Source organism: Pseudomonas sp. CC6-YY-74 (assembly GCF_002025205.1).
Taxonomy (GTDB): Bacteria; Pseudomonadota; Gammaproteobacteria; order Pseudomonadales; family Pseudomonadaceae; genus Aquipseudomonas; species Aquipseudomonas paeninsulae.
Genome location: NZ_CP019947.1, coordinates 4067120 through 4094111 on the forward strand (window position 1 = coordinate 4067120; position 26992 = coordinate 4094111).

Below are 26992 nucleotides of genomic sequence, written 5' to 3' on the forward strand. Positions count from 1 at the left end.
CTTCTGCAAAGCGGCTGTGACTTAGGAAGGGGACACCCATCAGCCGGTCCTGCGCAGCAGATAGCTATCCATAATCCAGCCATGCTGCTCACGCAGCTGCGCGCGACGACTGCGGATAGTCTCGGCGACCTCCCTCAGCGAGCCGGCTATCAGCACTTCGTCGGCGGTGCCGATATAGGCGCCCCAGTAGATGTGCATGTCCTGGTCGATGAAGCGCCGGTAAGTGTCCTGGGCGTCGAGCATCACCAGCACGCTGTCCACGCCCTCGGGAAAGCCACCTTCGGCCAGACGGCGGGCCGGGGTGATCTGGAAGGCCTGGCCGATGCTGTTGAAGCAGACCTTATGTTTGGCCGCCAGGGCTTGCAGGCTGGTGATGCCGGGGATCACTTGGTATTCGATCTGCTCGCTGCTGTTGCCCACGATCTGTTCGACGATGCGCAGGGTGCTGTCGTACAGCGCCGGGTCGCCCCAGACCAGAAAGGCGCCGCATTCGCCGTCGGCCATCTGCTCGCGAATCATGCCTTCGAACACTTGCTGTTTGTCCTGATTGAGCTCGACCACGCTGCCGCGATAGTCGGGCACATCGCGCACCCGCTCCGGGCAGTCGGCACTGACAAAGCGGTAGTCGCGGCCCTGGATAAAGCGCTCGCAGATGGTCTTGCGCAGGCCCATCAGGCTGTCCTTGGCGCTGCCCTTGTCCATCAGGAAGAACACATCCGTGCGGTTCAGCGCGTTGATCGCCTGCACCGTCAGGTAGTCCGGGTCGCCGGCACCGATGCCGATGATCAGAAGGGTTTTCATGGGGTTTGCACTCCAGCGTGTTCAGGACTGCCGTGCACAACCGGCAGCGTATCGATATGACGGTAATGCGCGCCCAACTCATCCGCCAATTGGTGGGCGCGGCCGAGGCGAATCGGCGCGCTTTCGATATCCACCAGCAGTGCCGGGCAGGCACTCGGCGCCAAGGCCGGCCAGTCGCGCAGGCGGCCATCGGTGATGATCAGCAGGCGCTGGCGTTCGCCCGGGTGCAAACGCTGACGCCGCGCCTGCCAGTCGGCGGCCTGGTGCAACGCATCGAGCAAGGGCGTGCCGCCGCCTGCGCCCAACTCGGCCAACCACAGTTGCAAGGCCTGGGTAGCTTGCTGCCCTTGCCACATCCATTGCGCTTGGCGGCCGGTGGCATGCAACACGGCCAGGCGCGCACGCTGGCGGCGCGCCTGCTCGAACACCTCAGCGAGCAGGCCCTTGGCCTTGCTCAACGCGCCGTGGCGGCGGGTCGAGGCCGAGGCATCGACGATCACCAACCACAGTTCCGTGGGTCGTGCGCTGCGCGGACGCTGCAGCAAATCCTGGCGATTGCGCGGACGGCCCTTGAGCAGAGTCGCCGGCCAGTCAATCCGGCCACCCGCGCCAGCGCGAATGGCACCACTGCGACCACCGCCTAGTGTGCCGGGAGCGGCCTGGGCATCCGCGCCTGTGGCTGTGCGCGGGCGGATGCCTAGGGCTTTTTTGCCCAGCGCGGCGGTACACGCCTTACGCCGAGGGTTTGCGCCTGAGCGGGTAATTCGCCCCACTGGCCTTCGCCTTGCGGTGCTTGCTGCTGCTCGCCTGGCGCGCCGTTGCTGGGCTGGGATTGGGGCTGGGGTGGCGACGCTTGCGCGGCAGGCGGCGGGCTATGCCGACGCCGGTGCCGCAGGACGAACTCCGCTACCGCGTCGATATCCACAGGTTCGATCGCCTCGGCGCCACGCCAGGCGGCATGCGCGCAGGCAGCGCGCAGCCAGACCAGGTCGGCGCGCAAGCCATCGACGGCTGCGGCGAAACAGCGCTGGCTGATCTGCTCTAGGGCAGCATCGTCCAACGGGATATCCGCCAGGCGCTGGCGAGCGCTCTGGCAACGGCTGTGCAGCTCATCCTGCGGGGACTGCCAGCGCTGCAGAAACGCCTGCGGATCGGCATCGAAGGCCAGCCGGCGGCGGATGATCTCGGCACGCTGGGCCGGTTGCGGCTGGGCATCCAGGGCCAGGTTGAAGCCGAAACGATCGAGCAACTGCGGGCGCAGTTCGCCCTCTTCGCCGTTCATGGTGCCGATCAGCACAAAGCGCGCGGCATGCCGGTGGGAGATGCCGTCGCGCTCGACATGATTGACCCCGCTGGCGGCAGCATCCAGCAGCAGGTCGACCAGATGATCGGGCAGCAGGTTGACCTCATCGACGTAGAGCACGCCGCCATTGGCCTTGGCCAGCAGGCCGGGGCAGAACTGCGCACGGCCCTCGCTCAGCGCCGCGTCCAGGTCCAGGGTGCCGACGATGCGCTCCTCACTCGCGCCCAGCGGCAGGGTGACGAAGGTGCCGCTGGCCAACAGATCGGCCAGGCCGCGGGCCAGAGTCGACTTGGCCATGCCGCGCGGCCCTTCGATCAGCACGCCACCGATGGCCGGGTCGATGGCCGCCAGGCACAGCGCCAGCTTGAGGTCGTCAGCGCCGACCACGGCAGCGAGGGGGAAGTGGCTATCGATCATGGCAGGCGTCCGTATGGGCGAAGAGCGGTGCGTAGGGTGTGTTAGCGACGCAGCACGCCGCCCGGGAATCCACACGCGGTGGTGGTGCGCCGCGTAACCCACCAGGCGATGGACCGCGTTGCGCCGGTGGTGGGTTACGCCGCATCAGGTTCGCTGGGTAGTGCGGTAACCGCGGCATGCGGCTAACCCACCCTACGGGAGTGGATGCGTAGGGTGGGTTAACGACGCGGGACACCGCTCGGGAATCCACACACGGTGGTGGCGCGGCGCGTAACCCGCCAGGCGATGGAACGCGTTGCGCCCATGGTGGGTTAGCGACGCGGCACAACGGCCGGGAAGCCACACGCGGTGGTGGCGCGGCGTGTAACCCAGCAGGCGATGGACCGCGTTGCGCCGGTGGTGGGTTACGCCGCACCGCAAAAGGCGTGATGTTTGAAAATGGCAACATGCGGCTAACCCTCCCTACGCATCTAGGTTTCCTCGCTGTCGATCAGCAGGTTTTCCAGGGCTTCGCGGTAGTCGCCGGGGTTCTCCCAGAGGCCGCGCTGCTGGGCTTCGAGCAGGCGTTCGAGGATGTCCTGCAGGGCGCCGGGGTTGTGCTGCTGGATAAACTCGCGGGTGTCCTTGTCGAGCAGATAGGCATCGGTGAGCAGGGCGTACTGGTGGTCGTCGACCAGTTCGCTGGTGGCGTCGAAGGCGAACAGGTAGTCGACGGTCGCCGCCAGTTCGAACGCACCCTTGTAGCCGTGGCGCTTCATGCCCGCGATCCACTTGGGGTTGGCCGCACGGGCGCGCACCACGCGGCCCAGTTCTTCCTTGAGGGTACGAATGCGCGGCGTGTCGGGCTGGCTGTTGTCGCCGTGATAGCTGGCTACCTTGGCCCCGCGCAGGGTTTCCACCGCCGCGAGCATGCCGCCCTGAAACTGGTAGTAATCGTTGGAATCGAGGATGTCGTGCTCGCGGTTGTCCTGGTTGTGCAGCACCGCCTGCATCTGCTGCAGGCGTTCGGCGAACTGCGCGCGGGCCGGGGTGCCTGCGCTGTGCTTGCCGTAGGCGTAGCCGCCCCAGTTCAGGTAGACCTCGGCGAGATCCTCGCGGGTCTGCCACAGGCGCTCTTCGATGGCGTTCTGCACGCCCGCGCCATATGCGCCCGGCTTGGAACCGAACACCCGCCAGCCGGCCTGTTTGCGCGCCTCATGTTCGTCCAGGCCGCTGTCTTGCAGGGCCAGGGATTCACGCCAGACCCGCGCCGACAGTGGGTTCAACTCTTCCGGCTCGTCCAGCTCGACCAGCGCCTGCACCGCCTCATCGAACAGGCGAATCAGGTTGCTGAAAGCGTCGCGGAAGAAGCCAGACACGCGCAGGGTCACGTCCACCCGCGGGCGGCCGAGCTGCGCCAGCGGCAACACCTCGAAGCGTTCGACGCGCTGGCTGCCGGCCTGCCACACCGGGCGCACGCCGAGCAGCGCCAGGGCCTGGGCCATGTCGTCACCGCCGGTGCGCATGGTCGCGGTGCCCCAGACCGACAGGCCGAGCTGACGCAGGTGGTCGCCGTGGTCCTGCAGGTGGCGTTCGAGCAGACGATCCGCCGCCTGCACGCCGATGCGCCAGGCGGTCGGGGTCGGCAGGTTGCGTACATCCACCGAGTAGAAATTGCGCCCGGTGGGCAGCACATCGAGGCGACCGCGACTGGGCGCGCCACTCGGCCCGGCCGGGACGAAGCGGCCGGCCAGGGCGGCGAGCAGGCCGTGGATTTCCGCCGGACCGCAGGCATCCAGCAGCGGCGCGACCTGATCGCGCAAACGCTGTAGCACCAGGGCGCTGGCCGGGCCAACGGCTTCGCAGTCCGCTGTATCGATCAACTGCAACGCGAGGATTGCCAGGCGCTCGCGGGTATCGCCGACACTGCGCCACAGGCTGTTATCGCAGGCCTGTAATACCTCGGGACGCGGCCCCTGCCAGTCCTCGGCCATGGCGCAATCCAGCGGATCGAAGCCCAACTCCAGGTCATGGGCCAGGGCGCGCAGCAGGCTGGCGTTGGCGCCCTGGCCATCGCCTCGGGGAATGCGCAGCAGCGCCAGCAGGGTGTCGCGGCGCAACTGGCCAGCCGGCGATTCGCCGAACACATGCAGGCCATCGCGGATCTGCGATTCCTTGAGGTCGCACAAGTAGGCGTCGAGCTGCGGCAACCAGCTGTTGGGATCATCGTTGAGTTGCAGGCCGAGTTCGCGGTCGAGGCTGGCCTCGCGCACCTTGAGCAGAATCTCGCCGCGCAACTCGACAGCGCGGCGCAGGTCGAGCTGGCTGGCCTCGTAATACTCATCGGCCAGGCGCTCGATATCGCGCAACGGGCCGTAGCTTTCCGCGCGGGTCAGCGGCGGCATCAGGTGGTCGATGATCACCGCCTGGGTCCGCCGCTTGGCCTGCGCGCCCTCGCCCGGATCGTTGACGATAAACGGGTAAATGTTCGGCAGCGGCCCGAGAATCGCGCTCGGCCAGCACTGCTCCGACAGGCCGACGCTCTTGCCCGGCAGCCATTCCAGGTTGCCGTGCTTGCCGACGTGGATCACCGCGTCGGTGGCAAACGCTGTGCGCAGCCAGCAGTAGAACGCCAGGTAGCCGTGCGGCGGCACCAGGTCGGGGTCGTGATAGACCGCGCTGACATCGACCTGATAACCGCGCGCCGGCTGGATGCCGACGAAGGTCAGGCCGAAACGCAGACCGGCGATCATCAACCGCCCGCCGCGTTCTCCTCGGTACATGGGGTCCTGCTCGGGGCCGCCCCAGCGTTCGAGTACTGCTTGCTGGTTGGCGGCGGGCAACTGGGCGAAGAACGCCTGATAGTCCTCCAGCGCCAGGCTCTGCGCGCAGGGCCGTGCATCCAGGTTGTCGAGATCGTTGGTCACCCCGCCGAGCAGCTGGTGGATCAACGCGGTGCCGCTGTCCGGCAGAGCTGCGAGCGGATAACCCTGCTGCTGCAGGGCACGCAGGATATTCAGCGCCGCCGCCGGGGTATCCAGGCCGACGCCATTGCCGATGCGGCCGTCGCGGGTCGGGTAGTTGGCCAGGACCAGGCTGATACGTTTCTGCGCGTTGGGCTTTCTCGCCAGCTCGACCCAGTTGCGCGCCAGCTCACTGACGAAGTCCATCCCTGGCAGATGCGCGCGGTAGCACACCACATCGCTCTGGCTGCGTTCGCTGCGCCAGGCCAGGCCCTTGAAGCTGATCGGCCGGGTGATCAGGCGCCCGTCGAGTTCCGGCAGGACGATATGCATGGCCAGGTCGCGCGAACCCAGGCCCTGGGCATTGGCTTGCCAGAGTTCGAGATTGTCCAGCGCGCAGATCGCCTGCAAAACCGGCACATCGCGACGGAACGGGCGCAGCTCCGGCGCTTCCGGGTTGCTCATGGCAAAACCGGTGGTGTTGATGATGACGCTGGCGTCGACCTCATCCAGCCAGTCCTCGACCTGGGCCAGGCAGGCCCCTTCCTTGAGGCTGGCGACGGCAACCGGTAACGGATTCAGGCCCTGGGCTTGCAGGCGCTGGCAGAACACATCGATAAACCCGGTATTCGCCGCCTGTAGCTGGGTGCGGTAGAACAGCAGCGCCGCCACCGGCGCGCCCGCCTGCCACTGCGCGTGCCAATCGGCCAGGGTCGCGTTGGCGTGCTGCGGGTGATACAGGCTGACACGCGGCAAGGCGCACGGCGCCTGCCAAGGGTAATCGCGCTGCAACCAGCGGCTGGCGATGCAGTTGAACAGCTGCCGCGCGTTCTGCGCGCCGCCCTGACGCAGGTACTGCCAGAGCCGTTCGCTGTCGTCCGCCGACACATTGCCCAGGCCGCTCAGCCCGGGATCTGGGCTGTCGTCGCCGGGCACCATGATCACCTGGGCGCCGCGCTCGGCCAGTTCGACCAGGCGCTCGATGCCGTAGCGCCAGTAACTGACGCCGCCATGCACGGAAATCAGGATCACCTTGGCGTGCTGCAGCACCTGCTCGACGTAGAGATCTACCGAGGCGTGATTGCCCAGCTGCGCCGGACTGGCCAGGCGCAGGCTGGGGTAATCCGCCGGCAGCTGCCGCGCCACCTCGGCCAGCAACGACAGGTGCGAATCGCCGGTGCAGAGAATCACCAACTCGGCCGGGGTCTGGCCAAGGTCGGCAATGCTGTCGGCCGGCAGCTGGCTGCCGGGCTGGGCGCGCAATAAATGCATGATCGCTCTTCTTGTAGGAGGGGCTGGGCGGCACTCCGCGTTAGCCGCGGCCCGTATCGAGCCTAGTCGCGGCTAAAGCCCCTCCCACACTCTGCTCAGGCCAGCGCCGCTTGCAGCTCGGCGTCGATGACGGCGTGGTCGAGCTGCTGGCCGATCACGATCAAGCGGGTGACGCGGGCCTCGTCGGCCTGCCAGGCGCGGTCGAAGTGTTTGTCGAATCGCTGGCCGACGCCTTGCAGCAACAGGCGCATGGGCTTGCCGGGAATCGCCGCGAAGCCCTTGATGCGCAGGATGCCGTGAGTGCTCACGGCGGCTTTCAGCGCCTGTAGCAAACGCGCTTCCTCGGCCTCCGGTAGTTCCACGTGGAACGAATCGAATTCGTCGTGATCGTGCTCTTCATGCCCTTCCAGGTCATGGTGGGTCTTGCGCCCATCGATATGCAGCTCGGTCTCGCAGTTCAGGCCCAGCAACACGCTCAACGGCAGCTCGCCGCCGTGAGCCTCGACCACCTTGACTGCCGGCGGCAGCTCTTGCGTCACTTCCGCGCGTACCGTGGCCAGGCCAGCAGCGTCGAGCAGGTCGGCCTTGTTGAGAATGACCAGGTCGGCGCTGGCCAGTTGGTCGGCGAACAGTTCGTGCAGCGGCGACTCATGGTCGAGGTTGGGATCGAGCTGGCGTTGCTGGTCGACCTGCTCCGGGAAGGCCGCGAAGGTGCCAGCGGCCACCGCCGGGCTGTCGACCACGGTAATCACCGCGTCGACGGTGCAGGCGTTGCGGATTTCCGGCCAGTTGAAGGCTTGCACCAACGGCTTGGGCAGGGCCAGACCAGAGGTTTCGATGAGGATGTGATCGAGGTCGTCACGGCGCGCCACCAGCTCGCGCATCACCGGGAAGAACTCCTCCTGCACGGTGCAGCACAGGCAGCCATTGGCCAGCTCGTAGACCCGGCCGTTGGCTTCTTCTTCGCTGCAACCGATCGAGCATTGCTTGAGGATTTCACCGTCGATGCCCAGCTCGCCGAACTCGTTGACGATCACCGCGATACGCCGCCCTCTGCATGGCTGAGCATATGCCGGAGCAGGGTGGTCTTACCGGCGCCGAGAAAGCCGGTGACGATGGTGACGGGAAGTTTGGCGAGCGTTTTCATGGGCGACCCTGCGTGGCTGCGAAAGAAAGACCAGCGGGCAGGGGGAACAGGCGTGGCGATAGAACGCGCCAGCCATGTACCACCGGAGCACCCCGCCCGGTTGTCAAAAGCGTTGCGAGGCAGGTCTCCTGGCTCACGACCGGGCTGGCGAATACTCGCCGGCCATTCCCTTCGCCTTCCCGCGCGGACGCAGTGGCTGTCAGGCTGTCGCGCTCAGGCGACAGACCAACACAAGGGTACGAGTCGTTTACAGTTGCGGGGGCAGCCAGGGCATAAACCCTGTTCCCTCTTAGCTTCGGTGGCAAAACCGAAGAACCTCGACGGGGTGAAGGCTACGCAGTGCCCGCAGGCAGGTCAATCGCCGCAGTTGACGGGCAGGGCCGCTTCGTGATGTTCTAAAAAGCTGTTTCAGGTGTCTCGCGCATTGCTGCGCGAGGTGAAACGGGAAGCCAGTGCGCCCTTGCGGGCAATTCTGGCGCTGCCCCCGCAACGGTAAGCGCATGTCAGGGTCATCATCGCCACTGTGCCGCAAGGCATGGGAAGGCTGACCCTCCACTGTCCAGTCGACAGTCTGCGTAAGCCCGGAGACCGGCCTGAAACTTTGTTTGGCAACCCGCGGTGGGCGGGTACGCGCCGGAATCCCGAGCCTGTTCAGGCCTGGGTCCTTGCTGCGTTCCTCCTGCATAGCTTCCCCAACAGCAGAAGGTCAGACCATGTCCAGCAGCGCACTCGCTTCTTCAGTAGCCGTCACCCTCCCTCTTTCGCAACGCCTGGTGTTGGCCGTCGGTAGCTGCCTGCTCGGCGCCGCGCTGATCTTCGTTGCCGGCTTCTCGCCTATCGAGGCGCTGCACAACGCTGCCCACGATACCCGCCACAGCGCCGCCTTCCCCTGCCACTGAGACCGCTGCCATGTTCAAGCGTATTGCCCAGACGGCAGGCTTCGCCGGCCTGCTTGCCGCCATTTTTCTGACCCTGTTGCAGAGTTTTTGGCTGACCCCGCTGATTCTTCAGGCGGAAAGCTATGAAAACAGCGCTCCTGCGCAAGACGTGCTGAGCGAGCATAGTCATGCCGCCGCAACCCCCGCCCATAGCCACGAGGCTGCCGCCGGCCATAGCCACGACGCACAAGCTTGGGCGCCGCAAGACGGCTGGCAACGCACCCTGGCCACCGGTTTGAGCAACCTGGTGGTGGCCATCGGTTTCGCCCTGGTGCTCGCCGGTCTGTTCACCCTGCGCGCGCCGGGTCAAACCTGGCAGGGCCTGCTGTGGGGCCTCGCCGGCTTTGCCACCTTCTCCCTCGCGCCGGCCGCCGGCCTGCCGCCGGAACTGCCGGGCAGCGCCGCCGCCGAGTTGCTGCTGCGCCAGTACTGGTGGATCGGCACGGCCGTGGCCACCGCTGTCGGCCTGGGCCTGTTGGCATTTAGCCGTCACTGGGCGCTGCGCATCGCGGGCTTGCTGGTACTGGCTATCCCCATCTGATCGGCGCGCCGCAACCTGAGGTGCATGCGAGCCTGGCCCCAGCAGCCCTGGAGCAAGAATTCATACTCGCTTCGCTGCTGAGCACCGCGCTGTTCTGGGCGGCCCTGGGCCTGGCTGCCGCCTGGTTCTACACGCGCCCCCGGCAGAGCGCCTGAGCCACTCCGGTGGCCAGTCCAACGGGGGCGCGACCGCCATGCGCAGGTTGATCTATGTCGCCGGCCTGGGTTGCCGGCGCGGTTGCTCGCGCGAGCAACTCCAGCACCTGCTGGAGCAGGCGCTGGCGTTGCAGGGTTTGCAGCCCGGCGACCTAAGTGGCCTGGCCAGCAGCGAGCACAAGCGCGATGAACCCGGTCTCCGTCAGCTGGCTGAACACCTGCATTTGCCGCTGACGTGGCTGTCGGCCAGCCAACTGGACGCTTACCAGAGCCGCCTGAGCCAACCCAGCGCGCTGAGCCTGCAGATGACCGGCAGCGCCGGAGTGGCCGAAGCCTGCGCCCTGGCTCAAGCCGAAAGCCTGAGTGGAGCGCGCGCCGAGCTGCTGTGCGAGAAGATCCGTTCGGCCAGTGCCACCTGCGCCCTCGCCTTCGCCCCAATTGTGGAGACTGTATGACCGTCTACTTTATCGGCGCCGGCCCCGGCGACCCGGAGCTGATCACCGTCAAGGGCCAGCGCCTGCTGCGCAGCTGCCCGGTGATTCTGTATGCCGGCTCGCTGGTGCCCACCGCGGTACTCGATGGGCATAGCGCCGAGTTGCTGGTCAACACCGCCGAACTGCATCTGGATGAAATCATCCGACTGATTCGCCAGGCCCACGAACAAGGTCAGGACGTCGCCCGCGTGCATTCCGGCGATCCCTCGCTGTACGGCGCCATCGGTGAGCAGATCCGCCACCTGCGTGCGCTGGCCATTCCGTTCCAGATCATCCCCGGGGTGACCGCCACTGCCGCCTGTGCGGCCCTGCTGGAAAGCGAACTGACCCTGCCCGACGTCTCCCAGACCCTGATCCTCACCCGCTACGCCAGCAAGTCGGCTATGCCCGCCGGCGAGCAACTGCATGATCTGGCCCGCCACGGCGCGACCATGGCCATACACCTGGGTGTGGTGCACCTGCGGAAAATCGTCGCCGAGTTGCTGCCGCATTACGGCGCAGACTGCCCGATCGCCGTGGTCCATCGCGCCAGCTGGCCCGATCAGGACTGGGTCAGCGGCACCCTGGCCGATATCGAGGCGCTGGTCAGCGCCAAGGGCTTTCGCCGCACCGCGCTGATCCTGGTCGGACGAGTGCTCAATGCCCAGGACTTTGCCGACTCGGCGCTGTACCACGCCGAGCACCGTCACCTGTTCAGGGGGCAAGACGCCTGAGGCAATACAGGCTGGAGTCGATCTTGGCGTAGTTATCCACAATCGCCACTTCGGCTCCCAACTCACGCAAACGGCTGTTCAGGTCACTGGCATACAGTTGCTGCAGAAAGCGCGGGTAATCGGCCTGCTGGGCCGCCGGCAATTGAGCTTGGACAAAGCCGTGCAGAGCCGGCAGCCGGAACTGCCAGTAACCTGGCCCACAGACAAAATCCTGCTCGCGCAGCAGGCCGACGAACGCCTCATCGCCCTGCAGCACTGCCTGGCAGCCATCGAATAACAGTGCCAACGCAGGGCTCATGCGCGCATTACTCGACCGTCACGCTCTTGGCCAGGTTGCGCGGCTGATCGACGTCGGTGCCCTTGAGCACGGCGACGTAGTAGGACAACAGCTGCAGCGGAATGGTGTAGAGAATCGGCGCCAGGGCGTCGTGGATATGCGGCATGTTCACCACATGGGTGCCCTCGCCGTTGCGCAGGCCGGCCTGCTCATCGGCAAACACCAGCAACTCGCCGCCACGCGCGCGCACTTCCTGCAGGTTGGATTTGAGCTTCTCCAGCAACTCGTTATTGGGCGCCACCGTGACCACCGGCATGTCGCTGTCGACCAACGCCAAGGGTCCGTGCTTGAGTTCGCCGGCCGGATAGGCTTCGGCGTGGATATAGGAAATCTCCTTGAGCTTGAGCGCCCCCTCCATGGCCACCGGATACTGCGCGCCACGGCCGAGGAACAGCGCGTGGTGCTTCTCGGCGAATAGCTCGGAGACCTTCTCCACCACCGTGTCCATCGCCAGGGCTTCGCCGAGGCGGGTCGGCAGGCGGCGCAGTTCGTCCACCAGCTCGGCTTCCAGTTGCTTATCCAGGCTGCCGCGGACCTGCCCGAGGGACAGGGTCAGCAGCATCAGGGCGACCAACTGGGTGGTGAAGGCCTTGGTCGAGGCCACACCGATTTCCGGGCCAGCCTGGGTCAACAGCGTCAGGTCTGATTCGCGCACCAGCGAGCTAATGCCAACGTTGCAGATTGCCAGGCTGGCCAGGTAACCGCCCTGCTCGGGGCTCAGCGCCTTGGCGTTGCGCAGCGCCGCCAGGGTGTCGGCGGTTTCGCCGGACTGGGAAATGCTGATGAACAGGGTATCGGCCTGCACCACCACCTTGCGGTAGCGGAATTCGCTGGCCACTTCGATCTGGCAGGGGACTCCGGCCAGTTCTTCCAGCCAGTAACGGGCGACCATGCCGGCGTGATAGCTGGTGCCGCAGGCGACGATCTGCACGTTCTTCACCCGCGCAAACAGCTCGGCGGCTTGCGGACCGAACGCCTGGACCAGCACCTGGTTACTGCCCAGACGGCCCTCCAGGGTGCGTTGCACGACCTTGGGTTGCTCATGGATTTCCTTGAGCATGAAATGGCGGAACTCACCCTTATCGGCGGCTTCGGCGCCTTCGTGGTACTGCACGCTCTCGCGTTGCACCGGGTTGCCGTCAACATCCCAGATCTGCAGGCCATCGCGCTGGATCTCGGCGATATCGCCTTCTTCCAGGTACATGAAGCGGTCGGTCACCTGACGCAGGGCCAGTTGATCCGAGGCGAGGAAGTTCTCGCCCAGGCCCAGGCCGATCACCAGCGGGCTGCCGCTGCGGGCGGCGAGCAGGCGATCCGGCTGTTGGGCGCTGATCACTGCCAGGCCGTAGGCGCCGTGCAGTTCCTTGACCGCGGCCTTGAGCGCGGCAGTCAGGTCACCCACACTCTGCAGCTTGTGTTCGAGCAGGTGGACGATGACTTCGGTGTCGGTATCCGAGCTGAACACGTAGCCCAGGCCCTTGAGCTGCGCGCGCAGTTGTTCGTGGTTTTCGATGATGCCGTTGTGCACCACCGCCAGATCAGTGCCGGAGAAATGCGGGTGGGCATTACGTTCACTCGGCGCGCCGTGGGTGGCCCAGCGGGTGTGGGCGATGCCCAGACGGCCGACCAGTGGTTCTGCAACTAACGCGGCTTGCAGTTCGCTGACCTTGCCCACCCGACGGCGGCGCTCGAGCTGGCCTTGCTCATTCAACAGCGCCACACCGGCGCTGTCGTAGCCGCGGTATTCCAGGCGTTTCAGACCTTCCACCAGCACGGCGGTGATGTTGCGTTCGGCGACGGCGCCCACGATGCCACACATAGTCTTGCTCCTTTAATGCTCTACGGCTGCGCAGATCAGGTTGACCCCGCGCGCCGTCAGTTGTTCGCGTGCCTCAGCGCTGAGGCGTTCGTCGGTTATCAGGGTATGGATGCTGCCCCAGGGCAGCTCCAGATTGGGAATCTTGCGGCCGATCTTGTCACTCTCGACCATCACTACCACCTCGCGGGCCACCTCGGCCATCACCCGACTCAGGCCGAGCAACTCATTGAAGGTGGTGGTGCCACGCGCCAGATCGATGCCATCGGCGCCAATGAACAGCTGGTCGAAGTCGTAGGAGCGCAGCACCTGCTCGGCGACCTGACCCTGGAACGATTCCGAGTGCGGGTCCCAGGTGCCGCCGGTCATCAGCAGCACCGGCTCGTGCTCCAGCTCGCTGAGGGCGCGGGCCACATTCAGCGAGTTGGTCATTACCACCAGGCCCGGCTTGTGGCCGAGCTGCGGAATCATTGCCGCCGTGGTGGTACCGCTGTCGATGATGATCCGCGCATGCTCGCGAATGCGCGCCACGCCGGCGCGGGCGATGGCCTGCTTGTAGGTGGAAATCGGCTGGCTGGCATCGCCGATCAACTCCTGCGGCAGGGGCACTGCGCCGCCATACCGGCGCAGCAGCAAGCCATTCTTCTCCAGGGCGCCGAGGTCTTTGCGAATGGTCACTTCCGAGGTTTCGAAACGCTTGGCCAACGCGTCGACACTCACCTCGCCCTGCTCGGCGAGCAAGGCGAGAATGGTGTGTCGACGTTGCGGTGTGTTGCGTTTCGACATGCTAAGTTTCGATTCGAAAGATAATTACGCGAATCAAAACCTAATGAAGCTTTCGAGTCAAGAGCCGCTTGGCGACCAGACCGTAGGGCGTACTCGCCGAAGGCAGTACGCCGAACTCTATGGCGGGCTGCCGCTGCACGGCGAGGCCGCCCTACCTGTTGATCTTCACCGGCCGTTTCCAGCCGTCGATATTGCGCTGCTTGGCGCGGCCTACCGCCAGCGTGCCCGCCGGTACATCGGCGGTGATCACCGAGCCGGCGCCAGTGGTAGTGCCGTCGCCCAGGGTCACGGGAGCAACCAGTGCGCTGTTGGAACCGATGAACACGTCCTCGCCCAGCACCGTCTTGTGCTTGTTGGCGCCATCGTAGTTGCAGGTGATGGTGCCTGCACCGATATTGCTCCGGGCGCCGATCTCGGCATCGCCCAGATAGCTCAGGTGGCCAGCCTTGGCGCCCTCGCCCAGCACGGCGTTCTTCAGTTCGACGAAGTTACCCACATGCGCCTTGGCCCCCAGGACGCTGCCGGGCCGCAGGCGGGCGAAGGGACCACAGTCGGCACCCTCGCCCAGTTCGGCGCCGTCCAGATGGCTGTTGGCTTTAACTACTGCGCCCTTGCGCAGGATGCTGTCCTTGATCACGCAGTTCGGGCCGATCGAAACAAAGTCTTCGATGACCACGCGGCCTTCGAGGATCACGTTGATATCGATCAGCACGTCGCGGCCCACCGTCACCTCGCCACGCAGGTCGAAACGCGCTGGATCGCGCAAGGTCACGCCCTGCACCATCAGGCTGCGCGCGGCACGCTGCTGGTAATGACGTTCCAACTCGGCCAATTGGATGCGATCGTTGGCGCCCTGCACTTCCATCGCATCCAGGGGCTGCTCGGTAGCCACGATCAAGCCGTCCGCCACGGCCATGGCGATCACGTCGGTAAGGTAGTACTCGCCCTGGACATTGCTGTTGGACAGCCGCCCGAGCCAGTCGCCCAGACGGTTGCCGGGTACGGCGAGAATGCCGGTGTTGCCTTCGCAGATCTGCCGTTGCTCGGGCGTGGCGTCCTTGTGCTCGACAATTGCCTTCACCACGCCAGCGGCATCGCGCACGATGCGGCCATAACCACTCGGATCGAGGAGGTCGACCGTCAATAGCCCAAGCTGCTCGGCGCCGACCTGCTCGAGCAAACGCTCGAGGGTGGCGGTCTCGATCAGCGGCACATCCCCGTAGAGGATCAGCACGCGCTCGGCAGTCAGCGCCGGCAGGGCCTGGGCCACGGCATGGCCGGTGCCCAGTTGTTCGCTCTGCAGGACGAAGTTCAGATCATCTGCGGCCAGTCGCTCACGCACCAGATCCGCACCATGCCCGATCACCACATGGATGCCGACAGGCGCAAGCTCTCGGGCACGGTCGATGACGTGCGCGAGCATGGATTGACCGGCAATCGGATGCAGGACTTTCGGCAAGGCGGAACGCATGCGAGTGCCCTGGCCGGCGGCGAGGATGACGATATCGAGAGACATAGGCAGACACTGATCCAAAAAATGCGGACAAAGAAAAAGGGTAGCCAAGGCTACCCTTTTACTCACTTGCGATGAAGCCTGACGAATCGCTTGCGGAAAACTGACGTTTTCAACAATCGAGTATCAGCTACCGCCGTACTTCTTGCGCAGCTGCTGGACGGTGCGCAGTTGAGCTGCGGCCTCGGCCAGACGAGCGGCGGCGGAGCCGTAGTCGAACTCGGCGCCTTTATCATGCAGGGCCTTCTCGGCAGCCTTGACGGCTTCCTGAGCAGAGGCTTCGTCGAGGTCGGCAGCACGCTGCACGGTATCGGCCAAAACCTTGATCATGTTCGGCTGCACTTCAAGAAAGCCACCGGAGATGTAATACACCTCGGCTTCGCCACCTTGCTTGATCAGGCGAATCGGACCTGGCTTGAGGTCGGTGATCAGCGGCGCGTGGCCTGGAGCGATACCCATATCACCCAGGTTGCCGTGCGCAACCACCATCTCGACCAGACCGGAGAAAATCTCGCCTTCTGCGCTGACGATGTCGCAATGGACTGTCATAGCCATATCTAGCCTCACAAAAGCGCCCGTCTCCGGGCGCACGGGTGATTACAGTTTCTTCGCTTTCTCGATGGCTTCTTCGATGCCGCCGACCATGTAGAACGCCTGCTCCGGCAGGTGATCGTAATCACCTTTCAGAATACCGCTGAAACCAGCGATGGAGTCCTTCAGGGAGACGTACTTGCCAGGCGAACCCGTAAAGACTTCGGCCACGAAGAACGGCTGCGACAGGAAGCGCTGGATCTTACGCGCACGGGATACCAACTGCTTGTCGGTTTCCGACAGCTCGTCCATACCCAGGATCGCGATGATGTCCTTCAGTTCCTTGTAACGCTGCAGCACGTACTGCACGCCGCGCGCGGTGTCGTAGTGCTCTTGACCGATCACGTTCGGGTCAAGCTGACGCGAACTGGAGTCGAGCGGGTCGACCGCTGGGTAGATACCCAGGGAGGCGATGTCACGAGACAGTACGACGGTGGCGTCCAAGTGGGCGAAGGTGGTCGCCGGGGACGGGTCAGTCAAGTCATCCGCGGGTACGTAAACGGCCTGGATCGAGGTGATCGAACCGCTCTTGGTCGACGTAATACGCTCTTGCAGGATACCCATTTCCTCAGCCAGCGTCGGCTGATAGCCCACGGCGGAAGGCATACGGCCCAGCAGAGCGGATACTTCGGTACCGGCCAGGGTGTAACGGTAGATGTTGTCGATAAACATCAGAACATCGTAACCGTCGTCCCGGAACTTCTCGGCAATGGTCAGACCGGTCAGCGCTACGCGCAGACGGTTGCCTGGCGGCTCGTTCATCTGACCGTAAACCAGGGCTACCTTGTCGAGAACGTTGGAGTCCTTCATCTCGTGGTAGAAGTCGTTACCCTCGCGGGTACGCTCGCCCACGCCGGCGAACACGGAGTAACCGCTGTGCTCGATGGCGATGTTACGGATCAGTTCCATCATGTTGACGGTCTTGCCGACACCGGCACCACCGAACAGACCGACTTTACCGCCTTTGACGAACGGGCAGATCAGGTCGATAACCTTGATGCCGGTTTCCAGCAGGTCGTTGCCGCCCGCTTGTTCAGCGAAAGACGGCGCAAGGCGGTGAATGCCCCAACGTTCTTCTTCGCCGATCGGACCGGCTTCGTCGATCGGATTACCGAGTACGTCCATGATCCGGCCCAGGGTCGCTTTACCAACCGGTACGGAGATGGCAGCGCCAGAGTCGATAACGTCCAGACCGCGCTTCAAGCCTTCGGTAGAACCCATCGCAATGGTACGAACCACGCCGTCGCCCAGCTGTTGCTGAACTTCCAGAGTGGTTTCCGCGCCTTGTACTTTCAGCGCGTTGTAGATGTTCGGGACCTGATCGCGTGGGAATTCCACGTCGATCACGGCGCCGATGATTTGTACGATACGTCCGCTACTCATAGCTGGATCCTCTGAATATATGAACCGGTATCAGACCGCGGCTGCGCCGCCAACGATTTCCGAGATCTCTTGGGTGATCGCCGCCTGACGCGCCTTGTTGTAGATCAGCTGCAAATCGCTGATCAGATCACCGGCGTTGTCGGTAGCGTTCTTCATCGCGATCATCCGCGCCGCTTGTTCAGCTGCGTTGTTCTCGACCACCGCCTGGTACACCTGCGACTCCACGTAGCGCACCATCAAGCCGTCCAGCAGCTCCTTGGCATCGGGTTCATAGAGATAGTCCCAGTGATGCTTGAGCTTTTGATCCGAATCAGCGACCAGGGGAATCAACTGTTCCACTGTCGGCTGTTGCGTCATGGTGTTGATAAACTTGTTCGATACCACGGACAAACGGTCGATGCGTCCATCGAGGTACGCATCGAGCATGACCTTGACGCTACCGATCAGATCGTTGATCGACGGCTCTTCGCCCAGGTGGCTGATCGCAGCAACGACATTGCCACCAAAGCTGCGGAAGAATGACGCACCCTTGCCACCAATCACGCAGATGTCGATCTCTACACCTTGTCCGCGGTTTACCACCATGTCCTTGACCAGGGCCTTGAACAGGTTGGTATTGAGGCCACCACATAAGCCACGGTCGCTGCTCACCACCACATAACCAACGCGTTTTACTTCACGCTCGATCATGAACGGATGAAGGTATTCCGGGTTGGCATTGGCCAGATGACCAATCACCTGACGGATGCGCTCCGCGTAAGGACGGCTGGCAGACATGCGCATTTGAGCCTTGCGCATCTTGCTGACAGCTACCTTTTCCATGGCGCTGGTGATCTTTTGCGTGCTTTTGATGCTCGCAATCTTGCTGCGAATCTCTTTTGCGCCTGCCATTTGACACCTATCGGGTTAGCAGGCGGAGGTCATAGACCTCCGCTGCGGCTTACCAGGTTTGGGTGGCCTTGAACTTCTCGATACCGGCTTTCAGGCCAGCGTCGATTTCGTCATTGAAGTCACCCTTCACGTTGATCTTCGCCATCAAGTCGGCGTGATCGCGGCTGAAGTAAGCAATCAGAGCTTGTTCGAAGCTGCCGATTTTGACGATTTCGATGTCCTGCAGGTAGCCACGCTCGGCCGAGTACAGGGACAGCGACATGTCGGCGATGGACATCGGCGCGTATTGCTTCTGCTTCATCAGCTCGGTAACGCGCTGACCATGCTCAAGCTGCTTGCGGGTGGCTTCGTCCAGGTCAGAAGCGAACTGGGCGAAAGCCGCCAATTCACGGTACTGAGCCAGAGCGGTACGGATACCACCGGAAAGCTTCTTGATGATCTTGGTCTGAGCGGCACCACCTACGCGGGAAACCGAAACACCGGCGTTCACTGCCGGGCGAATGCCGGAGTTGAACATGGCCGATTCCAGGAAGATCTGACCGTCGGTGATCGAGATCACGTTGGTCGGAACGAACGCGGAAACGTCGCCAGCCTGGGTTTCGATGATCGGCAGAGCGGTCAAGGAACCGGTCTTGCCAGTCACGGCGCCATTGGTGAACTTCTCGACATACTCTTCGGAAACGCGCGATGCGCGCTCCAGCAGACGACTGTGGAGATAGAACACGTCGCCTGGGTAGGCTTCACGGCCTGGCGGACGGCGCAGCAGCAGGGAAATCTGGCGGTAAGCCACGGCTTGCTTGGACAGATCGTCATACACGATCAGTGCGTCTTCGCCACGGTCGCGGAAGTACTCGCCCATGGTGCAACCGGCGTACGGTGCAATGAATTGCAGCGCAGCGGATTCGGAAGCACCGGCAGCGACGATGATGGTGTTAGCCAAGGCGCCGTTTTCTTCCAGCTTGCGAACCACGTTGGCGATGGTCGATTGCTTCTGACCAATTGCCACGTAGACACACTTAATGCCGCTGTCTTTCTGGTTGATGATGGCATCGATCGCCAGAGCGGTTTTACCGATCTGCCGGTCGCCGATGATCAGCTCGCGCTGGCCACGGCCAACCGGAATCATGGCGTCGACGGCCTTGTAACCGGTTTGCACCGGTTGGTCGACTGACTTACGCCAGATCACGCCCGGTGCAACCTTCTCAACCGCGTCGGTAGCGACGTTGTTCAGCGGGCCTTTACCGTCAACCGGGTTACCCAGAGCATCGACTACGCGACCCAGCAGTTCCGGACCTACCGGCACTTCGAGGACGCGGCCGGTGCACTTGGCGCTCATGCCTTCAGCCAACGACTGATAGGCACCGAGAACCACAGCGCCGACAGAGTCGCGCTCAAGGTTCATCGCCATGCCGTAGACGGCACCCGGGAACTCGATCATTTCACCGTACATAACGTCGGCGAGACCATGAATACGCACGATACCGTCGGATACGCTGACGACTGTGCCTTCGTTTCGGGCTTGCGAGGCTACATCGAGCTTGTCGATGCGGCCCTTGATGATTTCACTTATTTCGGAAGGATTGAGTTGCTGCATAGCTCTGCTGCCCCTTCAAACTCAAGATTTCAATGCTTCGGCCAGTTTCGCGATTTTGCCGCGAACTGAGCCATCGATAACCAGGTCGCCGGCGCGGATCACGACACCACCGATCAGGCTGGCATCCTCCGTAGCATGCAGGCGCACTTCCCGGTTGAGCCGTGCACTGAGAACCTTGGCGAGTTTGTCTTGCTGTTCATCGCTCAATGCGAAGGCACTGGTGACATCCACGTCGACCGATTTTTCCTGTTCGGCTTTATACAGCTCGAACAGATCGGTGATCTCCGGCAGCAAGGCCAGGCGATCGTTTTCGGCGACAATATGAATGAAATTGCGTACCTGGGCGTCGAACTTGTCACCACACACCTCGTTCAAGGTGGTGGACTTATCTGTACTCGTCAGACGCGGAGCCCCGAGCATGCGCTGGATGGTGTCGTCTTGCGACACCGCAGCAGCCAGGCCGAGCATGGCTGACCAAGAGGCCAGTTGCTGGTGGGCCTGGGCATACTCAAAGGCAGCCTTAGCGTAAGGTCGGGCCAGCGTGGTCAGTTCTGCCATGATCGCGCCCTCGCTTAAATTTCGGCTGCCAGTTTGGAAACCAGCTCCGCATGCGCGTTTTGGTCGATAGATATGCCCAGGATCTTCTCGGCACCGCTGACGGCCAGGCTACCCACTTGGGCACGCAAGGCGTCTTTGACGCTGTTCAGTTCCTGTTCGATCTCGGCCTGAGCCTGAGCCTTCACGCGGTCAGCTTCGACACGGGCCTGGTCACGGGCTTCGTCGACGATCTGAGTTCCACGTTTCTTGGCTTGCTCAATGATTTCGGCTGCTTGGCCTTTGGCTTCGCGCAGTTGTTGGGCCACTTTATCTTGGGCCAACTCCAGGTCACGAGCCGCACGGCTGGCAGCGTCCAGTCCATCTGCAATCTTCTTCTGACGATCCTGCAAAGCCGTAATGACCGGAGGCCACACGAACTTCATGCAGAACAGCACGAAGATGAAGAAGGCAACGGACTGGCCAATCAGGGTTGCATTAATGTTCACGCCAACACCTCGCTCGTTCGTTGTCCATCAAACCAATCCACTCGAATACTCGAGTGATTAGCCTGCAATTTGACCAACGAAGGGGTTCGCGAAGGTGAAGAACAATGCGATACCAACACCGATCATGGTCACGGCGTCGAGCAGACCGGCGACGATGAACATTTTAACTTGCAGCATCGGTACCATTTCCGGCTGACGCGCAGCGCCTTCCAGGAACTTGCCGCCCAGCAGGCCGAAACCAATGGCGGTACCCAGGGCACCCAGGCCAATCAGCAGTGCTACAGCGATCGCGGTCAGACCAACTACAGTTTCCATCTTTCCTCCCGACTTTTATGTCGTATTGGTTTAAGGTTTTCTAAGGTAAAGCGGTAAAGCTAAATCATTGCCTGTATTGCCCTTGCGGGCGTCCACCTTGAGCAGAGCGCAGCCTAATCTGCCTTTTCCCCGTCGGGGAAGGGCATCAAGGATGCGCGTTGCGCTCTTAGTGGTTGTCTTCGTGCGCCATCGACAGATAGACGATGGTCAACATCATGAAGATGAACGCTTGCAGCACGATGATCAGGATGTGGAACACTGCCCACGCCCACTGCAAGACGATACCGAGACCGCCCAGCAGCAAACCGCCGCTGAACATGACTGCGATAAGGATGAAGATCAGCTCGCCGGCATACAGGTTACCGAACAGACGCAGAGCCAGGGAAATCGGCTTGGCAATCAGGGTCACCAACTCGAGTAGCAAGTTAACCGGCACAAACAGCGCCTGAATCAGGACGTTCTTGCTGCCGAACGGGTGCAGGGTCAACTCACCGATGAAACCGCCAATGCCTTTGACCTTGATGCTGTAATAGATAATCAGGGCAAATACCGACAGGGCCAGGCCCAGGGTGGCGTTCGGGTCGGTGGTCGGCACGACGCGGAAGAACAGATGCGGGTCACCCATGATGGTCGCAGCCAGCATCGGCAGCCAGTCCACCGGGATCAGATCCATAAAGTTCATCAGGAAGACCCAGACGAAGATGGTCAGACCCAGCGGTGCGATCAGTGCGTTGCGGCCATGGAAAGTGTCTTTGACACTGCCATCGACGAACTCGACCAGTACTTCGACGAAATTCTGCAGCCCACCCGGTTGCCCGGAAGTGGCGCGCTTGGCTGCAGCGCGGAACAACAGAATGAAAATCAGGCCGAGCACCACCGACACCAACAGGGTATCGACATGGAATGCCCAGAAGCCCATTTCTTGGGCTTCCCTGAGGTTGTGGGCAAAACTCCAGCCGTTGACCGGGTGCTGACCATAGGTCAGGTTGGTCAAGTGGTGCTGGATATAACCCGAAGCGGTTTCTGCTGCTGCCATATATCCCTCGAGCGCTAAGGTCTTAAAAATCTTATTTTCATTAGCCAGGGTGAGAACCAGTTGACCAACTGGGTCAACAGGAATACGCCGAATACCGCCAGCGCATCCAATGGCTTCACGCCTGCAAACGTCAGTGCAAACAGCACTGCCGTCAAAATCAGTTTGCCCGCTTCACCGGCATAAAAAGACCGGACTATCGCTTGGGCGGCCCGCGCTCCACTGAAACGGAACGCCTTGTGGGCAAAGTACACATTCGGCAACCAGGCAATCAGCCCGCCACACAACCCCGAATAACCACTTACTGCTCCCTGTGTGGCGTACAGCACCGCAGCCGCTAACAGTAGTACAGCCAGCTGGGTCAGCAAGACCGGAAACACCGCTAAACGATGAAAGGGCAGGCGATTTTGCTTGCGAACATCCATCGGTACAGTCCTTACGGCGTCGGCCGCCTCAAATCAACGACTTGGCATATTTCGTGCCGACAAAAGCGCGCAAAGTATATGGGCGCAGCCCCCCAGGTTCAACTGTCAGGTAGTGATTTCCGTGACCCCGCTACATGCTCAATTGTTTCAGCGGATGTGGGCCAGAACGCCCTGCAGTTCATCCAGCGAGTTGTAGCGAATCACCAGTTGGCCTTTGCCCTTTTGCCCATGCTTGATCTGCACTGGAGAGCCCAGGCGCTCGGCTAGGCGCTGTTCCAGGCGACTGATGTCCGGGTCGGCTTTGGCCTCCACAACCGGCTTTTCCTTGCCACTCAACCACTGGCGTACCAGGGCTTCGGTTTGCCGCACGGTCAACCCACGTGCGACAACGTGTCGCGCCCCTTCGACCTGTTGTTCCGCTGGCAGACCAAGTAGAGCACGAGCATGCCCCATCTCCAGATCGCCATGGGACAGCAGGGTCTTGATCTCCTCCGGCAGACCGATCAGGCGCAGCAGGTTGGTGATGGTCACGCGGGATTTGCCCACGGCCTCAGCCACCTGTTGCTGGGTCAACTGGAACTCCTGCTGCAATCGTTGCAGGGCAACGGCCTCGTCGATCGGGTTGAGGTCTTCACGCTGGATGTTCTCGATCAGCGCCATGGCAATCGCCGCCTCGTCGGGCAGTTCACGCACCATCGCCGGGATCTTGTCCAGGCCAGCTTGCTGGCAGGCACGCCAGCGTCGCTCACCGGCGACGATCTCGAAACGGCCTTCGCCAATCGGTCGCACCACGATCGGTTGCAGGACGCCCTGAACCTTGATCGACTGCGCCAGTTCCTCCAGCGCGGTGGCGTCCATATCGCGGCGCGGTTGGTACTTGCCGCGCTGAATCAGATCCAGTGGCAGGTATTGCAGCTCACGGCTATCGGCCTGAGCGGCTTCTTCCTGCAGAGCAGTGACGGTGGTGCCACCCAGCAGGGCGTCCAAGCCGCGTCCAAGCCCTCGTTTCTTGGTGGCCATGCAGAGTTCCTTATGCGGTTGCGGAGCGGGCGCTGGCGCGTTGACGGCGAACCAGCTCGCCAGCCAAGGCCAGGTAGGCAATGGCGCCACGGGATTGCTTGTCGTATACCAGCGCCGGCATGCCATAGCTTGGGGCCTCGGCCAGGCGAATGTTGCGCGGGATAACGGTTTGGTACAGCGTGTCGGGGAAATGTTGCTTGAGCTGCGCCGAAACATCGTTGGTCAGGCTGATGCGCGGATCGTACATGGTACGCAGCAGGCCTTCGATTTTCAGGGTCGGATTGAGCATTTTCGCAATGCGCTGAATGCTGTTGACCAGGTCGCTCAAGCCTTCCAGGGCGAAATACTCGCATTGCATGGGGATGATCACCCCATCGGCGGCCACCAGGGCATTGACCGTAAGCATCGACAGCGCCGGCGGACAGTCGATGAGGATGTAGTCGTAGTTCTCGCGGATCGGCGCCAAGGCGTTACGCAGGCGACTTTCCTTCATTTTCATTTCCAGCAGGCCGACTTCCGCAGCCGTCAGGTCACGGTTGGCCGGCAGCAACTGGTAACCGCCGTGCTCGGAATATTGCATGGCCTCGACCAGGTTGCATTCGCCGATCAGCACGTCGTAGATCGAATGTTCCAGGGCATGCTTATCCACACCGCTGCCCATGGTCGCGTTGCCCTGTGGATCAAGATCGATCAGCAGTACGCGGCGCTTGGTCGCAACCAGCGAGGCCGCCAGATTGATGCAGGTGGTGGTCTTGCCCACGCCGCCTTTCTGGTTGGCGATTGCGAATACTTTAGCCATGTTGCGTTCCCCCTAGACCGAGCGACGCAGTATCAGCAGATGACGCTGACCTTGGCAACCGGGAACCTTGAGCACATGGGTGGCTGCCAGGCGGAAGTCGGCCGGCAGAGCTTGCAATTCGTCGTCCGGATGCACGCCCTTCATGGCCAGCCACTGACTCTGGCCATCACCGAGATGGCGGGTCCAGTTGGCAAAATCCTCCAGGCTGCTGAAGGCGCGGGAGACGATAGCGCTGAACGCCTGCTGCGGCTTGAAGGCCTCGACCCGGCTGTGGATAACTTCCAGGTTGGTCAGTTTCAGCTCCAGCTTCACCTGAGTCAGAAAGCGGGTTTTTTTGCCATTGGAGTCGAGCAGGGTGAACTGTCGCTCGGGGAACAGGATGGCCAGCGGAATGCCCGGCATGCCGCCACCACTGCCGACGTCCAGCCAGTTATCCCCAGCCTCGGCGACATAGGGCTGCACACTCAGGCTATCGAGCAGGTGGCGCGAGACCATTTCGTCCGGATCGCGCACTGCGGTGAGGTTGTAGGCCTTGTTCCACTTGATCAGCAGCGCCAGATAGGCCAGCAACTGTTCCTGCTGCACGGCCGAGACCTCGACGCCCAGCTCGAGGGCGCCTTGCGCCAGTTCTTCGGCGTGCTTGCTGGTGACCACAGACATCAGGCGCTTTGCTCCAGCTGGCGACCAGCTCCGCGTTTTTTCAGGTGGATCAGCAGCAGGGAAATCGCCGCCGGGGTGACCCCGGGAATCCGCGAAGCCTGGCCGAGGGTTTCGGGACGCGTGTTGCCGAGCTTGTGCTGGATTTCCTTGGACAGCCCGGAAATCCCGTTGTAATCGATATCCACAGGCAATTTGGTGTCTTCGCTGGCGCGCAGCCGGGCGATTTCATCCTGCTGACGGTCGATGTAGCCGGCGTACTTGGTCTTGATCTCGACCTGCTCGGCGACTTGCGGGTCTTGCACACCTGCGCCGGTCAGTTCGACCAGGCCGAGGTAATCGATCTCCGGGCGCGACAACAGGTTGAGTAGGTTGTACTCGTGGGTCAGCGGCGTGCCGAAGCGGGCGGCAATCGCATCGCCCTGGGGCGTGCCGGGCCTGACCCAGGTACTTTTCAGGCGCTGTTCTTCCAGGGTGATGGCTTCACGCTTGATCTCGAACGCGGCCCATCGCTGATCGTCGACCAGGCCCAGCTCGCGGCCTTTTTCGGTCAAACGCAGGTCGGCGTTGTCTTCGCGCAGAATCAGCCGGTATTCGGCCCGCGAAGTGAACATGCGGTATGGCTCCTGGGTGCCCAGGGTGATCAGGTCGTCGACCAATACGCCGAGGTAGGCCTCGTCGCGGCGCGGGCACCAGCTGTCTTGGCCCTGCGCACGCAATGCGGCATTGGCTCCGGCGAGCAGCCCCTGGGCGCCGGCTTCTTCGTAGCCGGTGGTGCCATTGATCTGGCCGGCGAAGAACAAACCAGCAATGACCTTGGTTTCCAGGCTGTATCTCAAGTCTCGCGGATCGAAGTAGTCGTACTCGATGGCGTAGCCCGGACGCACGATATGGGCGTTTTCCAGGCCGCGGATCGAGCGCACCAGCTGCAATTGCACGTCGAACGGCAATGAGGTGGAAATCCCGTTGGGATAGAGCTCATGGGTGGTCAGCCCCTCAGGCTCGATAAATACCTGATGGCTGTCCTTGTCGGCAAAGCGGTGAATCTTGTCTTCGATCGATGGGCAGTAACGCGGCCCGACGCCTTCGATCACCCCGGAGTACATCGGCGAACGATCGAGGTTGGCGGCAATGATCTCGTGGGTCTGGGCATTGGTATGGGTGATCCAGCAACTGACCTGACGCGGATGTTGCTCTTGTGAACCGAGGAACGACATCAGCGGAGTCGGCGTATCGCCCGGCTGCTCGGTCATCACGGAAAAATCCACCGAACGGCCATCGATGCGCGGCGGGGTACCGGTCTTCAGGCGACCGACACGCAGCGGCAATTCCCGCAAGCGCTGAGCCAGAGCAATCGAGGGTGGATCGCCGGCGCGGCCGCCGGAATAGTTCTGCATGCCGATGTGGATAAGTCCACCGAGGAAGGTGCCGGTGGTCAATACCACTGAATCGGCGAATATCCGCAGACCCATCTGGGTGATCACGCCTTTGACTTCATCGTTCTCGACGATCAGGTCATCCGCGGCTTGCTGAAATATCCACAGGTTGGCCTGGTTTTCCAGGGTTTCGCGGATCGCCGCCTTGTACAGCACCCGGTCGGCCTGGGCGCGAGTGGCGCGAACGGCAGGACCCTTGCGGCTGTTGAGCACGCGAAACTGGATGCCGGCCTTGTCGGTGGCCGTTGCCATGGCGCCACCCAGGGCGTCGATTTCCTTGACCAGGTGGCTTTTGCCGATCCCGCCGATCGCCGGATTGCAGCTCATCTGACCAAGAGTTTCCACGTTATGGGTCAGCAGCAGGGTTTTTACCCCCATGCGTGCCGCTGCCAAAGCAGCCTCGGTGCCGGCATGACCACCGCCGATCACGATCACCTGAAAACGGGAAGGGAAATCCACCACGCACCTCGTGCCTGTTGTGAAGCTTTGAAAAGCTGGAAAGCCGGCGAGTATAGGGATTTAGCCGGTGTGAAAGAAGTCTTTTGCACAAAAAATAGCCAGCCTGTCCTGCCTCTCTCAGAGCTTCCGACTAATAAAGAATAAAAGAATAGATTTATATAGATCTTTGTT

The 26992-nt window shown here is 62.5% G+C and carries 24 protein-coding genes, 2 pseudogenes and 2 riboswitches; of the genes and pseudogenes, 4 read left to right on the plus strand and 22 right to left on the minus strand.

Annotated elements, in window-relative coordinates; all coding sequences use genetic code 11:
- Nucleotides 1-39: 39 nt before the first annotated feature.
- From cobF to cobW, 5 genes and pseudogenes are all read right to left on the minus strand, one after another.
- The gene (cobF, locus tag B2D37_RS18505) at nucleotides 40-801 is read right to left on the minus strand and encodes a precorrin-6A synthase (deacetylating) (RefSeq protein WP_079204074.1); all 762 of its coding nucleotides are present in this window, start codon (nucleotides 799-801) and stop codon (nucleotides 40-42) included.
- A complete protein-coding gene (locus tag B2D37_RS18510; RefSeq protein WP_371915458.1) occupies nucleotides 798-1517 on the minus strand; it encodes a VWA domain-containing protein in 720 nt (239 codons plus the stop codon). Before B2D37_RS18510 ends, cobF begins: the two co-directional genes overlap by 4 nt.
- Complete coding sequence (locus B2D37_RS18515) at nucleotides 1499-2521, minus strand: ATP-binding protein (RefSeq protein WP_079204076.1); 1023 nt, start codon at nucleotides 2519-2521, stop codon at nucleotides 1499-1501. Before B2D37_RS18515 ends, B2D37_RS18510 begins: the two co-directional genes overlap by 19 nt.
- Nucleotides 2522-2991: 470 nt before the next feature.
- Nucleotides 2992-6735: a cobaltochelatase subunit CobN gene (gene cobN / locus B2D37_RS18520; RefSeq protein ID WP_079204077.1), complete on the minus strand. Its 3744-nt coding sequence runs from the start codon at nucleotides 6733-6735 to the stop codon at nucleotides 2992-2994.
- Between the two features lie 95 nt (nucleotides 6736-6830).
- Nucleotides 6831-7882: pseudogene (cobW, locus tag B2D37_RS18525) on the minus strand (cobalamin biosynthesis protein CobW).
- Nucleotides 7883-7982: 100 nt separating this feature from the next.
- Nucleotides 7983-8217, minus strand: a riboswitch (cobalamin riboswitch).
- Nucleotides 8218-8275: 58 nt separating this feature from the next.
- Nucleotides 8276-8494, plus strand: a riboswitch (cobalamin riboswitch).
- Between the two features lie 101 nt (nucleotides 8495-8595).
- Between cobW and B2D37_RS18530 the strand changes: the two are divergent.
- The 4 genes and pseudogenes from B2D37_RS18530 to cobM all read left to right on the plus strand — a co-directional run bounded on the left by B2D37_RS18530 (nucleotide 8596) and on the right by cobM (nucleotide 10723).
- Nucleotides 8596-8781, plus strand: coding sequence for a CbtB domain-containing protein (locus tag B2D37_RS18530; protein WP_079204078.1), 186 nt, complete (start codon nucleotides 8596-8598; stop codon nucleotides 8779-8781).
- Nucleotides 8782-8791: 10 nt separating this feature from the next.
- A pseudogene (locus B2D37_RS18535) lies at nucleotides 8792-9516 on the plus strand (CbtA family protein).
- A gap of 38 nt (nucleotides 9517-9554) precedes the next feature.
- Nucleotides 9555-9971: a cobalamin biosynthesis protein gene (locus tag B2D37_RS18540; protein WP_079204079.1), complete on the plus strand. Its 417-nt coding sequence runs from the start codon at nucleotides 9555-9557 to the stop codon at nucleotides 9969-9971.
- Nucleotides 9968-10723 carry a precorrin-4 C(11)-methyltransferase gene (cobM, locus tag B2D37_RS18545; RefSeq protein ID WP_079204080.1) on the plus strand — a complete coding sequence of 252 codons (756 nt, stop codon included), beginning with the start codon at nucleotides 9968-9970 and terminating at the stop codon, nucleotides 10721-10723. Before B2D37_RS18540 ends, cobM begins: the two co-directional genes overlap by 4 nt.
- Here the strand turns inward: cobM and B2D37_RS18550 are convergent.
- From B2D37_RS18550 to mnmG, 17 genes are all read right to left on the minus strand, one after another.
- Entirely contained in the window at nucleotides 10704-11021 is a 318-nt protein-coding gene (locus B2D37_RS18550) for a hypothetical protein (protein WP_154067119.1), read from the minus strand. The genes cobM and B2D37_RS18550 overlap by 20 nt on opposite strands.
- 7 nt (nucleotides 11022-11028) lie before the next feature.
- Entirely contained in the window at nucleotides 11029-12879 is a 1851-nt protein-coding gene (glmS, locus tag B2D37_RS18555) for a glutamine--fructose-6-phosphate transaminase (isomerizing) (protein ID WP_079204082.1), read from the minus strand.
- Nucleotides 12880-12891: 12 nt separating this feature from the next.
- Nucleotides 12892-13662: a DeoR/GlpR family DNA-binding transcription regulator gene (locus tag B2D37_RS18560; RefSeq protein WP_079204083.1), complete on the minus strand. Its 771-nt coding sequence runs from the start codon at nucleotides 13660-13662 to the stop codon at nucleotides 12892-12894.
- A 151-nt stretch (nucleotides 13663-13813) separates the two neighbouring features.
- On the minus strand, nucleotides 13814-15178 hold the full coding sequence (gene glmU, locus B2D37_RS18565) for a bifunctional UDP-N-acetylglucosamine diphosphorylase/glucosamine-1-phosphate N-acetyltransferase GlmU (protein ID WP_079204084.1): 1365 nt from the start codon (nucleotides 15176-15178) through the stop codon (nucleotides 13814-13816).
- 123 nt (nucleotides 15179-15301) lie between these two features.
- Nucleotides 15302-15730 (minus strand): F0F1 ATP synthase subunit epsilon, encoded by a 429-nt coding sequence (locus B2D37_RS18570; protein WP_079204085.1) that lies wholly within the window; start codon nucleotides 15728-15730, stop codon nucleotides 15302-15304.
- Between the two features lie 42 nt (nucleotides 15731-15772).
- The gene (gene atpD / locus B2D37_RS18575; protein ID WP_079204086.1) at nucleotides 15773-17149 is read right to left on the minus strand and encodes a F0F1 ATP synthase subunit beta; all 1377 of its coding nucleotides are present in this window, start codon (nucleotides 17147-17149) and stop codon (nucleotides 15773-15775) included.
- 30 nt (nucleotides 17150-17179) lie between these two features.
- Nucleotides 17180-18040, minus strand: coding sequence for a F0F1 ATP synthase subunit gamma (gene atpG, locus B2D37_RS18580; RefSeq protein WP_079204087.1), 861 nt, complete (start codon nucleotides 18038-18040; stop codon nucleotides 17180-17182).
- Between the two features lie 49 nt (nucleotides 18041-18089).
- A complete protein-coding gene (gene atpA, locus B2D37_RS18585; RefSeq protein WP_079204088.1) occupies nucleotides 18090-19634 on the minus strand; it encodes a F0F1 ATP synthase subunit alpha in 1545 nt (514 codons plus the stop codon).
- 21 nt (nucleotides 19635-19655) lie between these two features.
- Nucleotides 19656-20192 carry a F0F1 ATP synthase subunit delta gene (locus tag B2D37_RS18590; RefSeq protein WP_079204089.1) on the minus strand — a complete coding sequence of 179 codons (537 nt, stop codon included), beginning with the start codon at nucleotides 20190-20192 and terminating at the stop codon, nucleotides 19656-19658.
- Between the two features lie 14 nt (nucleotides 20193-20206).
- Nucleotides 20207-20677 (minus strand): F0F1 ATP synthase subunit B, encoded by a 471-nt coding sequence (locus B2D37_RS18595; protein WP_079204090.1) that lies wholly within the window; start codon nucleotides 20675-20677, stop codon nucleotides 20207-20209.
- 57 nt (nucleotides 20678-20734) lie between these two features.
- Nucleotides 20735-20992 carry a F0F1 ATP synthase subunit C gene (gene atpE / locus B2D37_RS18600; RefSeq protein ID WP_003097235.1) on the minus strand — a complete coding sequence of 86 codons (258 nt, stop codon included), beginning with the start codon at nucleotides 20990-20992 and terminating at the stop codon, nucleotides 20735-20737.
- Between the two features lie 166 nt (nucleotides 20993-21158).
- On the minus strand, nucleotides 21159-22028 hold the full coding sequence (atpB, locus tag B2D37_RS18605) for a F0F1 ATP synthase subunit A (RefSeq protein ID WP_079204091.1): 870 nt from the start codon (nucleotides 22026-22028) through the stop codon (nucleotides 21159-21161).
- 14 nt (nucleotides 22029-22042) lie between these two features.
- Nucleotides 22043-22450: a F0F1 ATP synthase subunit I gene (locus B2D37_RS18610; RefSeq protein ID WP_079204092.1), complete on the minus strand. Its 408-nt coding sequence runs from the start codon at nucleotides 22448-22450 to the stop codon at nucleotides 22043-22045.
- Between the two features lie 147 nt (nucleotides 22451-22597).
- Nucleotides 22598-23470, minus strand: a complete 873-nt coding sequence (locus B2D37_RS18615; RefSeq protein WP_079204093.1) for a ParB/RepB/Spo0J family partition protein — start codon at nucleotides 23468-23470, stop codon at nucleotides 22598-22600.
- 10 nt (nucleotides 23471-23480) lie between these two features.
- On the minus strand, nucleotides 23481-24269 hold the full coding sequence (locus B2D37_RS18620; protein ID WP_079204094.1) for a ParA family protein: 789 nt from the start codon (nucleotides 24267-24269) through the stop codon (nucleotides 23481-23483).
- Between the two features lie 12 nt (nucleotides 24270-24281).
- Nucleotides 24282-24929, minus strand: coding sequence for a 16S rRNA (guanine(527)-N(7))-methyltransferase RsmG (gene rsmG / locus B2D37_RS18625; RefSeq protein WP_079204095.1), 648 nt, complete (start codon nucleotides 24927-24929; stop codon nucleotides 24282-24284).
- Nucleotides 24929-26821 (minus strand): tRNA uridine-5-carboxymethylaminomethyl(34) synthesis enzyme MnmG, encoded by a 1893-nt coding sequence (gene mnmG / locus B2D37_RS18630; RefSeq protein WP_079204096.1) that lies wholly within the window; start codon nucleotides 26819-26821, stop codon nucleotides 24929-24931. Before mnmG ends, rsmG begins: the two co-directional genes overlap by 1 nt.
- Nucleotides 26822-26992 lie beyond the last annotated feature (171 nt).